Origin of the sequence: Eubacterium sp. SB2 (assembly GCF_001244405.1) — a bacterium.
Taxonomy (GTDB): Bacteria; Bacillota; Clostridia; order Lachnospirales; family Lachnospiraceae; genus Faecalicatena; species Faecalicatena contortus_B.
The window spans coordinates 70,110-83,419 of record NZ_LN865150.1 but is presented as its reverse complement, the minus strand read 5'-3'; the positions used below and the strand labels follow the sequence as shown (position 1 = coordinate 83,419).

The window sequence follows — 13,310 nt, the reverse complement described above, 5'->3', positions numbered from 1 at the left end:
ACCTCTACATAAAACTTCTCGTAGCTGCTATTGTTATAGGTGATGGTTGCCTTTCCTACACCTTTTGCCGTTATTTGGGCATACCGTCCATTATTGCCGGATAACTTTGTTACAGCTGCTACTGCTGTATTGCTGCTATTCCAGCTTTTGTTTTTTGAACTAGAACTTGTATATACCTCGACAGACTCTCCTACTTTCAGCTCATACCGATAATATTCGTACCGACCTGCGTCTGTGTATCCGCCGACAACATAGATTGAAAATGCTTCTGCAGCAAATTCAGCCCCTGTAGAAGCGGCCTCTGCAACCTTCTCCACATTCTCTGCCTCATCCACATGGTAAACAGCAATCTCGTCACCCGCAACGCTTGCTCCCGTGATTGAAACATTTACAATGCCGCCGTCCGCCGGCTGTATCTCGTTTGCCGCCTTCTGCTTGAAAAAAAAATCGACCGCCTGGCTGTATCTCGTTGCCGTCTGCATCCTGGAATATAATATCGACCGCCTGCGCAGATACTACTTTCTGGTTATCATCCAATGCTTCCTCCAGCAGGCTCTCTGCTTTGCTGTCCGAAACACTCGTGACCTTCATGGTGGTTCCCGCCGGGAATACCCCCTCGTCTACCGTTGCCGTAACGTTCAGTCCGTTAGATGCACTGCCTTCGAAGTTTGCTGCCGGCATCTCTGTATGCTCAGCATCTTCATTATTAGCTTCACCAGCCGTATTTTCCGTTTCCTCTTTCTTATCTTCCGAAGGAGTTGGCTCTTCTTTATTCTGAGAAACTTCCTTATATAATATATTTATTTCCTTGTTCTCAGAAACGGACATCTGATAAGTAAAGATATTTCCTTCTGCAGATACAGGAGCGATCTCTGCCCCGTTCTGATCCGTAACTTTTTCAATAGAATACTTTTCATCTACCGTAATCTCGAAATTTAACAGAGCGCCCTCTGTTATTTCCTCTGTATATTTCTCTTCTCCATCATATGTAGCGTCTTTCTTATCGCTTCCATCTTCCCAGACTTTTAGGGAACCGCCCTCAACCGCAGGCTTATGAAACACAACACTAAACTTCTGTGGCGTTGGTTCTTCCTGCATATCTCCGGTCTGTTCCTGTTCGCCGCCTTGTTCTGGGGTGACTTCTTCCTTCTCTTTCTGCTCCGGATTCTGCGCTTCCTGATCCGAAGTTCCCTGATCTCCCTGTGGTTTTTCCAGTTCGATCACTTGCTTCGACTCGGTCTCACCAGTTTCCTGGGTCCCTGCATCCGAGTCAGGCGCCGCCGCATCCGCGCTGCCCGTTCCCTCATCCCCGGTCTGAGGCTCGCTCTGCTGGTCACTCTGCTCCACATTCTCCGGATCACCGGTGGCTTTGAGAGACGTCCCGGATGAATACACGGCACTTGTCGCTACCATCGCAACCGCTAAGAGAAGAGCAAGCCAGCGTTTAAAATTCTTCTTCATAATCTTTCTCCTTCCTCTTTAAATCTCCAATCATCTATATGCCAAAATCCAATCCCTTGAATTGTCCTAGAACCATTCAACATTAAGGACTTGCAGATTTAGACGTTACATATATAAAGAGGGCCTGATAAGGGGAAAAGGGTCATTTTTATTAGTCTTTTTTTATTTTTTTCTTAACTTCATATTATCTGCATTAACTTCATATTAAATACTTGTGCAATTTTATAGCATAACTATGATGTACACAAATTATAACTTGAAAAAATATAGGTATATTTCTTATAATATGATATACTTATAATGTTTACTGAAGATTTTCAGTATTAGTAACGGGAGGTTCCGGGATATTATCCAAAGGAATAAGGAGGCTTTATTTTATGAAAAAACTAGATATTTTCAAAACAATACAACTGATCATCTATGTCTTTTTGACCGGGTTCTGCATATACAAGATTATGATGGATCCTGAGGTATATCAATATATAGCCACTAACCCGTCCATCCGGCTTATCTGCGGCCTGTTATGGGCTGTACTCGGTTTGTCTTTCTTATTTCTGTTTCTTGACTTTAACTTTTTCTCATCCTTTAAGAGGGATTACCGGGATCTGGACTTTGCCGTACATTCAGACCCTCTTTCCGGTATACCAAACCGTTTCAGCTGTGACGCGTTGATTGAGAAATATCTTGACCAGCCGCTGCCTTCAGATATTGGCTGCATCATGTTCGACCTTACAAATGTGGGTGATATTAACCGCCTGTATGGACACGCTGAAGGAAATGCTCTGATAAAAGATTTCTCTAATATCCTCAAGATGGCTTCTGTAGACCTTTGTTTTATTGGCCGTAATGGAGGAAATAAATTTATGGCTTTGTTTGAGAATGGAAGCAATGAGAAACTTGATAATTTCCTGGAGCGTGTTTATACAAAGGTCGATTCACACAATTCGGGATCGGGAACACATCCTATTACATACAAATACGGCCGCGCTTTCAATGAAGGAAGCGGAGCCAATACGATTACAGATCTGATCGCACTTGCAAATAAGCGGATATACAACGCTTAAATTTTAATGTTTTGTGACTAAAAATAGGAAGTAGGTGAATAGATGGCAGAATTAGATTATGATTATATATCGACCCTGGTCAGCCGCGCCCGTACCGGTGACAGCGATGCCTTTGCCGAATTATATGCTGCCACCTATCAAAAAGAATACAGGTTCGCATATAATTATCTGAAGGATGAATATCTTGCGCAGGACGCCCTCCAGGAGACTTATATCCTTGCACTGAAGAATCTCTATACGCTTCGGGATTCCAAGCTTTTTATTTCCTGGCTCAATCAGATTAATTTTCGTGTCTGCTTTAATATGCACCGCAAGCAGAACCGTTTTGACCAGGAACTGTCCGTCTATGCCAAGGAAGACATGAAGGGAAATAAGCGCCATATGAAGCATCATCCGAATCCGGAAGAACAGGTCATCAGGGTAGATGAACAAGAGTATATCATGAAAAAGATTCTGGATCTGTCGTTTACCGAATCACAGGCTATTATCATGAAATATTATCAGAATATGAAGCTGGAAGACATCGCCGATGTGATGGAAGTCAGCAGAAGTACTGTAAAGAGGTATCTTAACAGCGGACGTACAAAGCTGGCACAGACACTGGAACGCTAAGGAGGTGAGTTTTACCGTGTTAACTGACAAGTTTAAAAAGCCAAAAGGCCCTGTGCTGGATGAATCCTTAGCCAGCCAGATGCTTGAAAATATATTTGACGCATGCGAGGTAGAACCCAATACTGTTCCTCTTTCCGTGCTGACATCGTACAGCAATTACCGCAGGGAGCGCTTTCTTCTGCAGAAAGTCCTCCTCGTAATTATCCTGCTGTTTTTCTGCCTGACGCCTCTTATGTTTATCGCACCGGATATAGACCTGAACCTCAAGGATCAGGGGATTAACGGCAAACCCGCATACGAACTGGTAGTGGATACATTTATACCGGTCAGCAGGATCACCGCCAATATAGGCGGCAGCAATGTTCCGGTATATGAAGTGGCCGACAAGACCTATTCCATTGAACCCACACTGAATGGAACCATGACTGTTACCGTTACCCTAAAAAACCGCCAGTTCGCTTCCATTACCTGTGAGGTGAACGGTGTGGATACCACCTCACCGATGGTTCTTTCTGACAAGCAGGTGGGAGACCAGATCTATCTGTATCTCTCCGATCCCGACTCCGGCGTTGACTATGATAATATATCTGCTTTGGATATAGACGGAAAAGAGGTAGAACCCGTCTCCTTTGATGAAGAGGGGAACTACATCATATTTGATTATCCCGAAAAATCACTTAATATTTATGTGCCGGACAAGGCCGGCAATACGCTTCACCTGATTCTAACAATCAGGGAATAATACAGAAACCCTGAGAGGAGGCCTGATGTAATGAGAAAGAGTTCACGGTTATTAAGTGCAGTTCTGTTCATTATGATTGCGGTCTCCTCTTTTTCCGGCTGTTCGAAGGGAAACGGCGACATTTCAAGCGCCTCCGCTTCGACTGGTAAAAAAAGGCAGAGCGCGCTCCAGATTCTTAATCCGCAGGCATCGGGTTCAGTCGTTTATGGAAATGAAATTATTTCTATTGATGCATCCAATACAGGCGAAGGCTACGTTATGGTACAATACGGCGGCAGCGCCTCTAAGGTCAAACTGCAGATCACGATACCTGACGGAACTGTTTACACTTACACACTGGGCGGAGGTTCCTATGAAACATTTCCTCTTACAGGGGGAAACGGCTCCTATCACCTGGATATCCTGGAAAATGTCCGGGACGACCTCTATGCTCTCGCATTTTCCCAGGATATAGAGGTCAATATCAGTGATGAGTTTAAGCCTTTCCTCTATCCCAACCAATACGTATGGTTTACAGAGGATTCCCAGGCCGTTAAGCTGGGGCGGGAGATTTCTGATAAGTCCTCCGATGATCTCAGTTATGTTCAGAATGTGTATCATTACGTCATTGAGAATATTGTATATGATGATAAGAAAGCGGAAAACATTCCGACCGACTACCTGCCCAACCTGGATCAGACCTTAAAAGATAAAACGGGCATATGTTTCGATTATGCCTCGCTGATGGCCGCCATGCTCCGCTCCCAGTCGGTTCCGACAAGGCTGGAAGTCGGATATTCGGGGGAAGCATACCACGCATGGGTAAGCGTTTACCTGAAGGAAAAAGGCTGGGTTGATAAGATCATTCAGTTTGACGGCAAAAGCTGGTCCCTTATGGATCCGACTCTTGCCGCAAATAACAGCAGGAAGGCAGTCGGCAAGTACATCGGTGACGGAAGCCATTACACAGTAAAGTATTCTTATTAGTAATTTTATTCGTGGCTGTTCATGGTTTTTGTACGGACTGTGCAGTAAATGCACAGTCCTGTACTGAACAGTTACTTTTATGCTAATAATCATGTTTATTCCTATTCAGAAAATAACGGAGGGCACACTATGGAGAAGCAAGTACAGGGAAAACCATTTACAAATATGGAGGTTTCTTCCTTCTGCGGGCAGATTGCCCTGATATTAAAGTCGGGCATCTCCTCTCTGGAAGGTATTACAATCATGCTGGAGGACGCTGCCTCTGCAGATGAAAAAGATATCCTGCAGGCGATTCTGGATCACATGCAGGAAACCGGAAGTATGTATCAGGCGCTTGAGAATACGGGGCTTTTCCCGTCTTATATGCTGCATATGATACAGATCGGAGAGGAGACAGGCACCCTTGACGAGGTCATGTCTGCACTGAGCGAGCATTACGACCGGGAGGACTCCATTGCCAAAAGTATTAAAAATGCGGTAACCTATCCGCTTATCATGGCCGGTATGATGGTGGTGGTCATTATTGTACTTCTTGTGAAGGTTATGCCCATCTTCAATCAGGTATTTATCCAGCTGGGCACCGAGATGACCGGATTTTCCCGGACGCTCATGGGGATTGGCAATGCTATCAACCGTTATTCTATCGTATTTGTTGTCATTCTGGTCGTCATTGCGGCCCTGATTCTATTCGGCACCAGGACGGCCGGCGGAAAGCAGATGTCCCGAAATATTGGTTATAAATTTAGGTTTACCCGTGTTATTTATGAAGAGATTGCTGCCTGCAGGTTTGCCAGCGGTATGGCACTCACGCTTAGCAGCGGACTGAATCCGGAGCGCAGCATGGAACTGGTCAGCGCCTTGAATGACGACGTGCATTTTCAGAAAAAAATTGATGCCTGCCAAAGCCTCATCGATGAGGGGCAGGATCTGGCCGAAGCTCTGCACGGCACAGGCATTTTAACCGGAATGTATGCCAGAATGGCTTCTATCGGCGCTAAAACCGGTTCTATGGACCAGGTAATGGACAATATTGCAGGGCTTTATCAGGATGATATTGATACCCGTATGAATAACAGCCTGGCCGTACTGGAGCCTACACTTGTCATCGCGCTCTCTCTGATCGTCGGCGTAATTTTACTTTCTGTCATGCTTCCTCTAATGGGAATCATGTCCAGTATTTAAACGGAGGTTCTTATGGCACGTTTTGAATATCAGAAAAAACAGCATACATATCGGAAGTTTATCATTTCAGTCTGTGTTTTTCTGCTGATTGTGCTTCTTTTCTATCAGGGCATTGAATCGCTGTCCTCCGGTTCTGTGCGCCGCCAGAAAGAAAGCCTGGAAAACGCGCTGAACCGCAGTATCACTTACTGCTATGCCGTGGAGGGCAGTTATCCGGAAAGCCTGGAATATCTGAAGGAACATTATGGTATTACTTATGATGAAGATAGATTTTTTGTTGATTATAAAATCGTCGGCGCCAACATCCTGCCCGATGTGACAATCATTGAGAAAGGAGACTGACTATGCGTTTTCGAACCCGGAAGAACCACATGATTGATTTTTTATTTCCAGTGGCGCTGTTCTTTGTGTTTGCAGTGTCCGCACTGACAGTCATCCTTCTTGCCACCAATATATATCGCTCTGCCACCGAACATTCGTCTCTGAATTATACGGCCGGCACATCACTGTCCTATATCAGCGAAAAGATCCATCAGAGTGATGAGAACGGGAGTGTTTCACTGGGGACATTTGACGGGCTGGATGCGCTTATCCTGGAGCAGGAATACGACGGGGCATCCTATTTTACTTATATTTACACCGATGAACATGAGTTAAAAGAGCTGTTTGTAAAAGAAGGCGTAAAGGCTGATGCCTCCCGGGGCAGGCAGATCCTGCAGGTAAAGTCCTTTGAGATGGAGGCCGTAAGTGATCATACCTTCCGCTTCACCTGTACAGATGATGCGGGGCAGAATGCCACCTCTGTCGTAACGGCAAGAAGCACCGAAGCACAGTAATATACAGTAAAGGAGAGCACTATGACACGCAGAAACCGGGCCAAATCTTCCAGTCTGTTCCTCTTGGAACTGATTCTTGCAATCTTGTTTTTCTCAATTGCAAGTGCCGTTTGCGTACAATTTTTTGTAAAATCACATCTGCTGAGCCAGGAATCGCGTGAACTCCAGGTTTCCGCTAATGAAGTATCCAGCATTGCGGAACTTATGAATGCCTCTTCGGATCAGCAGTCAGCAATCGATTTGATTTGTTCGGAATATCCGGATTCAGAAGTCATCGGTATGGAGAAGGTGACAATTTTTTATGATAAGAGCTTTTCCCGTACCGGACAGAATGATGCTGCCTACACTCTGGATATAGCCCTTTCCCAGGAAGATTTTATGCTTCACGCCGAAATAAACATGAAGAGACAAACCGACGGGAAGGTCATCTATTCACTGGATAACTCCCATCATCTGCAAAGGAGGGATAAATCATGAATGGAAATAAAAAACATTCCCCCGTTGTAAATATCGGTTCCTCCTTGCTGCTGGTTATTTTTCTGGTACTGTGCCTGGTAACATTTGCGACACTGTCTCTTTCCAGCGCCCGCAGCGACTACGGCTTCAGCAGCAGGCTGGCGGAACGCAAAACCGACTATTACAGGGCTTCGAGCCAGGCCGAAACCATACTGGATCAGATTGATACCGTTCTTGCGGAGGCTTACAAAGATGCCCCCGGAACTTATTATTCAACAGTAGAAAAAAATCTCTCTGCACTGACGCCGGTTGTGGATACCGATGATGTTGTGCTGGAGGTGAACATTTCTGCTAAAAAACCTTCCGTGTCTTACCAGGTGCCTGTTAATGACAAACAATTTTTATCTGTGGTTCTGGAACTGCTGCCTGCCGACGAAGAAGACGGCTTCTACCGGGTTACACAGTGGAAAGTCGTTTCCCAGGCGGAATGGAATGGTGATAATACGTTAAAACTCATTAAATAGTGGAATTGAAGTAACCGTCGGCTCCGCCTGAACTGTTACGAATTAAAGGAGAATAGATCTATGGACGCAAAAACAATACTGGAACAGGCTGTGGCCAATGGTGCATCCGATATTTTTATCGTAGCCGGGCTGCCCGTCTCCTGCCGGAAGAACGGTGTCATCAACCGTATATATGAAGACAGGCTGCTCCCCCCGGATACGGAAAGTTTGCTGGTGGAGATATACCGCCTGGCAGACAACCGGGATATCAGCCAGCTCCACAAGCACGGGGATGATGACTTTTCCTTTGCCATCCAGGGCGTTTCCCGCTTCCGTGTCAGCGCTTATAAACAGAGAGGTGCGCTCTCCGCGGTCATCCGCGTCATCACATTCACCCTGCCGGATCCTAAAGAGCTTGGGCTTCCGGATTATATCATCCAGCTCGGCAGCAGCGGCAAAGGCATGGTTCTTGTCACCGGCCCCGCCGGGAGCGGCAAGTCTACCACGCTCGCCTGCATCATTGATCAGATCAACAAGACAAGGGATGAGCACATCATCACCCTGGAGGATCCGCTGGAATTCCTGCACCGCCACAACCGCAGCATTGTCAGCCAGCGCGAGATTAACGTGGATACAGACAATTACGTCACCGCCCTGCGCGCTGCGCTCCGCCAAAGCCCCGATGTGATCCTGCTTGGGGAAATGCGCGACTACGAGACGATCAACGTTGCCATGACCGCCGCAGAGACAGGGCATCTGCTCTTCTCTACCCTGCACACCATCGGCGCCGCGAATACCATCGACCGTATTATCGATGTATTTCCGTCGAATCAACAGAGGCAGATCGCTGTGCAGCTTTCCATGGTGCTCAATGCCGTCGTGTCTCAGCAGCTGGTTCCTACGGTGGATGGAAAAGTAGTGCCGGCATTCGAGATAATGACCGTTACACCGGCGATCCGGAACATGATCCGGGATAATAAGGTGCATCAGATCGATGGAATTATTTATAGTTCTGTTAAGGAAGATATGGTTTCAATGGATACAAGTCTGCTGAAGCTTTATAAAGATGGATTAATATCCCGGGATACTGCACTGACTTATGCTTCGAATCCGGAGATGCTGGGGAAAAAATTAACCCCATAGGCCCCCCGTAACTCATGCCCTGCGCGCGGATCCTCAGCCAGCTGCGGAACAATGTATAAAAGGGGTCTGACCCCTTTGCGAAATATTGTAATATAGATAAATAAGACACGCTTTCCTGCGAAAAGCGCGTCTTATTTGTATTTTACGGATATATCCGTTTTTATTTAACCCCATCCGCCTGCGGGCTGATTTTTTTATTTTCTGAAGCCAGTTTTTGTTTAACGCTGGCGGACCCAAAGTGTGTCACTCCCAGCAGCACGAATATCTCATGCGCCAATATCGGGAATGCAGACAGGATAATCAGGGATACCCATTCTCCGAGAGACAGAGCCGCTGTCCCGAACATAGCTGTAAGATAGGGGATCTCGGTTACTGCGGCCTGCAGGACGAACCCCGCTCCAAAGGAAGCAAGCATCACCACATTAAAGTCCCGTTTTCTGGAAAACACGGAAGTATGTATGTCTTTCATTCCCAGTGCATGGAACAGTTCAGACATTCCCAGTACGGTAAAGGCATAGGTTTGTGCTCTGGCCAGCAGATCCGCGTCGGCAAATATAACCGAGATGTTGGCCAGGGTAAATGCTTTTTGCTGGGAGGCAAGTATATCCCAGGGAACCTTCAGGAATGCGGTCAGGCTTATGGCCGCAATCAGGCAGCCGTAGAAAATGGTACAGGCGGTTCCCCCATTTGAAAATAAGCCTTCATTTGCCTTTCTGGGAGGCATCTTCATCAGGGCTTCCTTATCGTTTTTATCGACCCCCAGCGCCAGCGCCGGCAGGGAGTCTGTGATCAGATTGACCCATAGGATATGGCTGGCTTTGAGGGGGGATGCAAGCCCGAGGATGACGGCAGTGAACATCGTGATGATTTCTCCAAAGTTTGAAGACAATAAAAACAGTACCGTTTTCTTGATGTTTTCATAGATACTGCGGCCTTCTTCTATTGCTTTTTCTATTGTAGCGAAATTATCATCTGTCAGAATCATATCTGCCGCATTTTTGGCTACGTCCGTCCCGGTAACCCCCATTGCGATCCCGATATCCGCCATGCGGAGTGAAGGAGCGTCATTCACGCCGTCTCCGGTCATGGCTGCAATGTTTCCGGTTTCCTTCAGCGCCTTCACAATCCGAACCTTATGCTCCGGTGAAACTCTTGCAAATACGCTGGTTCTTTTTAATTTCTCCTTCAGCTGGACATCGGATGTCTTTTCCAGCTCCTCGCCTGTCATACATTCATCCAGCTTCTTTGCGATCCCAAGCTCTCTTGCAATTGCAAATGCGGTATCAATGTGATCACCGGTGATCATAACGGTACGCACAGATGCATTTTTAAACCGCTCCACCGCGGCCTTTGCCTCCGGCCTGACGGGATCGATCATCCCGGCAAGTCCGACAAAGGTCATATCCTGTTCTTTTACTTCCTTTTCGCCCTTCCTTACTGCAACTGCCAACACACGCAGCGCCTGGGCTGAGAAGTCGTCTACAGCTTGCCGTATCTGTCTTCGGTGGGCATCTGTCAGGGACTGTACTTTTCCATTGATCAGGATCTTACTGCACCTTCCCAATATAACCTCGGGGGCGCCTTTTGTGTAGGCCTTAAGCCCCTGTGTGCTTTGATGTACCGTGGTCATCATCTTGCGCTGGGAATCGAAAGCCTTCTCGTTTACCCGCGGCATTCTTCCCTCCAGCGCTTCTTTCTGGGAACGTCCCGAAGACTGCGCGTCGCCTCTGGAACGGTATCCCTGAGCGAAACGAAGCAGGGCAAGCTCGGTTGGATCTCCCAGTTCTTCCCGTTCCGTTATAACCGCGTCATTGCAGAGCGTCATTCCTTCCACGAACTCCTCCGGCATATTGGGCGCCGGTTGGCTGCTTTTGTAAACGTTTTGGTTTACAAAATATCTCGTAACTGTCATTTTATTTTGAGTCAGTGTACCGGTTTTATCCGAGCAGACTACATTAACAGCACCAAGAGTCTCAACGGAGGGGAGTTTTCTTACAATTGTGTTCACCCGGACCATCTTCGAAACACTCAGCGCCAAAACGATGGTTACAATAGCTGGCAGGCCCTCCGGTACAGCAGCTACAGCCAATGAAATAGCCGTAATCAGCATTTCCAGTATGTTGCGTTTCTGGAAGACCGCAATAGCAAACAGGGCGGCACACAGAAGAACCGATACGATACTGAGCATCTTTCCCAGTCCGGCCAGTTTCTTCTGAAGCGGCGTGAATTCTTTCGGTACATCGCTGATGATTGCCGCGATTTTCCCAATCTCCGTTTCCATGCCTGCCCCAATTACAACGCCTTCCCCTCTACCGCTGGTCACCAGGGTGGACATAAACGCCTCATTTTTCCTGTCCCCTACAGGCAGCGGTTTGTCCGCCTGAAAAGCCGAATCTTTATTCACGGGCAGCGATTCTCCTGTCAATGCCGACTCTTCCACCTTCAGATTCCAGGTCCTAACAAGCCGCAGGTCCGCGGCCACCTGGACACCTGCTTCCAAAAGAACAAGATCCCCTTTTACCAGTTCCGAAGCCGGAATTTCACGTATTATACCGTCTCTTCTTACCACCGCCTTGGGGCTTGTCAGCTTTTTAAGCGATTCCAGGGCTTTCTGGGCCTTCCCTTCCTGAATCACGCCTACCGTTGCATTTACTACAATCACAATAGCGATAATAATTGCATCGCTTACTTCCTTCAGCAGAAAGGAAACAAGAGCAGCCACAAGGAGCACACAGATGAGCGGGTCATTCAACTGCTCCAGAAAAGACTCCACGGCCGTTTTTTTTCTTCCTTCTTTTAAAACATTTGGCCCGTCTTCCCCAAGCCGCCTCGCTGCCTCCGCCTCCGACAGGCCCTTTCCCCTGTCCGTATGCAGCAATTCTGATATCTCATGTAGTGACTTTTCCTCAAACAAAATACCCTCTCCTTTCACGCTTGTACAATACATTAGTACTGTATATTATGCTTGAAAGAAGAGGATTAGTCCTTTTTCTAAAATATGATTATTAGGAATTTATAAGCCGGATTCTCTCCATCGCCGTCAGTTTCCGGCTTCTTTCTTTTTTTATATATATAATGGGTGGCATAAAGACACTCTATGTATTAACCGCCGCTTTTCCTGAAATTCTGCTTGGTTTTCGCGCCCTTTGGGCTTGTACAGTAGCTTTTATTGTAACAGTTCAGACTTGTCTGAACTGTTACCTTTCATTTCCCAAACTCCAATTTTATGTTACAAATAGACTAGTTAAAAAATGTACTCTTTGATAGAATTAGTTTAAAGCATTATATTTCTAATTATTCTAAGTGACAGCCGTCACATCTGAAGCCTTTCTTCCTTATACAGGAAATCAACCGCAGAAATCTCAATGCTTGTAAACCCAAAACCATAGCAGCGAGGTTTCATAAAACTGGACAATATTTTCAGGCCTCCTGCACTAAAAACTAAGGAGGCACTAATATATGAGAATTGCTACGCAGCCAAAATCAAACCTTCTTTATAAGTCCAGATTATTTGAACTGATATTCCGTGATAAGAAGGAGTTGCTTCAATTATATAATGCAATGAACGGAACTGACTATGATGATCCCGAATTATTACAAATTAATACATTGGAGAATGCTATATATATGTCTATGCATAATGATGTCTCTTTTATCATTGACTCAAGGCTGGCACTTTATGAACACCAGTCAACCTGTAGTCCCAACCTGCCTCTGCGGTATCTGTTTTATGTTTCAGATTTATATTCCGCCGAAACAAGAGAAGCTAATTTATACGGAACGCGGGTTATACGCATACCTGCCCCCAGGTTTGTAATCTTCTATAATGGTAATTATGAACAACCGGAATCACAGACATTAAAGTTATCCGATATGTATGCTATACACGAGGAGGCACCTGCGCTTGAGTTGAAGGCATTAATGCTGAACATTAATCTGGGGTATAATCAACAACTTATGGATAGCTGCAAAACTTTACATGATTATTCTGTATTTACCTCAAAGATACGCATATACGCAAAGAATATGGAACTGGAGGAGGCTGTGGAAAGGGCTATTACCGAGTGCATCTCAGATGGCATTCTGGCAAATTTCCTAAGTAAAAACAGAGCGGAGGCGAAAAGCGTGAGTATTTATGAATATGATGAAGAAAAACATATGCGCCAGGAAAGAGAAGTCAGCAGGGAAGAAGGCCGAATTGAAGGCGCAGAGAACGTACTCGAACTGACCAGACTTCTGATAGAGGCTGGCCGATTGGAGGATTTAAAACGCGCCACTGAAGACAAAGCCTATTCGCAAGTTCTATTCAAAGAATTTGGGATTTTGTAGGGGTTACCAAGTAAAA

At 46.1% G+C, this 13,310-nt stretch carries 13 protein-coding genes; 11 read left to right on the top strand and 2 right to left on the bottom strand.

All coding sequences use genetic code 11. The features are described from left to right. Positions 1-354 precede the first annotated feature (354 nt). A complete protein-coding gene (locus tag BN1938_RS23840) occupies positions 355-1,461 on the bottom strand; it encodes a hypothetical protein (RefSeq protein ID WP_242843796.1) in 1,107 nt (368 codons plus the stop codon). A gap of 377 nt (positions 1,462-1,838) precedes the next feature. On the opposite strand from BN1938_RS23840, the gene BN1938_RS03715 reads away from it, so the two are divergent. From BN1938_RS03715 to BN1938_RS03670, 10 genes are all read left to right on the top strand, one after another. Beyond that, a complete protein-coding gene (locus tag BN1938_RS03715) occupies positions 1,839-2,525 on the top strand; it encodes a GGDEF domain-containing protein (RefSeq protein ID WP_050639311.1) in 687 nt (228 codons plus the stop codon). A 42-nt stretch (positions 2,526-2,567) separates the two neighbouring features. Beyond that, positions 2,568-3,137 carry an RNA polymerase sigma factor gene (locus BN1938_RS03710; protein WP_050639310.1) on the top strand — a complete coding sequence of 190 codons (570 nt, stop codon included), beginning with the start codon at positions 2,568-2,570 and terminating at the stop codon, positions 3,135-3,137. 16 nt (positions 3,138-3,153) lie between these two features. Then, positions 3,154-3,879, top strand: a complete 726-nt coding sequence (locus BN1938_RS03705) for a hypothetical protein (RefSeq protein ID WP_050639309.1) — start codon at positions 3,154-3,156, stop codon at positions 3,877-3,879. A 30-nt stretch (positions 3,880-3,909) separates the two neighbouring features. Continuing rightward, complete coding sequence (locus tag BN1938_RS03700) at positions 3,910-4,845, top strand: transglutaminase-like domain-containing protein (RefSeq protein ID WP_050639308.1); 936 nt, start codon at positions 3,910-3,912, stop codon at positions 4,843-4,845. A 129-nt stretch (positions 4,846-4,974) separates the two neighbouring features. Then, a complete protein-coding gene (locus tag BN1938_RS03695; RefSeq protein ID WP_050639307.1) occupies positions 4,975-6,027 on the top strand; it encodes a type II secretion system F family protein in 1,053 nt (350 codons plus the stop codon). Between the two features lie 12 nt (positions 6,028-6,039). After that, on the top strand, positions 6,040-6,369 hold the full coding sequence (locus tag BN1938_RS03690; RefSeq protein ID WP_050639306.1) for a hypothetical protein: 330 nt from the start codon (positions 6,040-6,042) through the stop codon (positions 6,367-6,369). A gap of 2 nt (positions 6,370-6,371) precedes the next feature. Next, the gene (locus tag BN1938_RS03685) at positions 6,372-6,863 is read left to right on the top strand and encodes a DUF4860 domain-containing protein (RefSeq protein WP_050639305.1); all 492 of its coding nucleotides are present in this window, start codon (positions 6,372-6,374) and stop codon (positions 6,861-6,863) included. A 21-nt stretch (positions 6,864-6,884) separates the two neighbouring features. Beyond that, positions 6,885-7,340 (top strand): type IV pilus modification PilV family protein, encoded by a 456-nt coding sequence (locus BN1938_RS23835; protein WP_050639304.1) that lies wholly within the window; start codon positions 6,885-6,887, stop codon positions 7,338-7,340. Continuing rightward, the gene (locus tag BN1938_RS03675) at positions 7,337-7,843 is read left to right on the top strand and encodes a hypothetical protein (RefSeq protein ID WP_050639303.1); all 507 of its coding nucleotides are present in this window, start codon (positions 7,337-7,339) and stop codon (positions 7,841-7,843) included. Before BN1938_RS23835 ends, BN1938_RS03675 begins: the two co-directional genes overlap by 4 nt. Positions 7,844-7,903: 60 nt before the next feature. Next, positions 7,904-8,965 (top strand): type IV pilus twitching motility protein PilT, encoded by a 1,062-nt coding sequence (locus BN1938_RS03670; RefSeq protein ID WP_050639302.1) that lies wholly within the window; start codon positions 7,904-7,906, stop codon positions 8,963-8,965. A gap of 160 nt (positions 8,966-9,125) precedes the next feature. Here BN1938_RS03670 and BN1938_RS03665 read toward each other — a convergent pair whose 3' ends face one another. Beyond that, a complete protein-coding gene (locus tag BN1938_RS03665) occupies positions 9,126-11,879 on the bottom strand; it encodes a cation-translocating P-type ATPase (protein WP_082202772.1) in 2,754 nt (917 codons plus the stop codon). 545 nt (positions 11,880-12,424) lie between these two features. Between BN1938_RS03665 and BN1938_RS03660 the strand changes: the two genes are divergently transcribed. Continuing rightward, positions 12,425-13,294, top strand: coding sequence for a hypothetical protein (locus tag BN1938_RS03660; protein ID WP_050639300.1), 870 nt, complete (start codon positions 12,425-12,427; stop codon positions 13,292-13,294). Positions 13,295-13,310 lie beyond the last annotated feature (16 nt).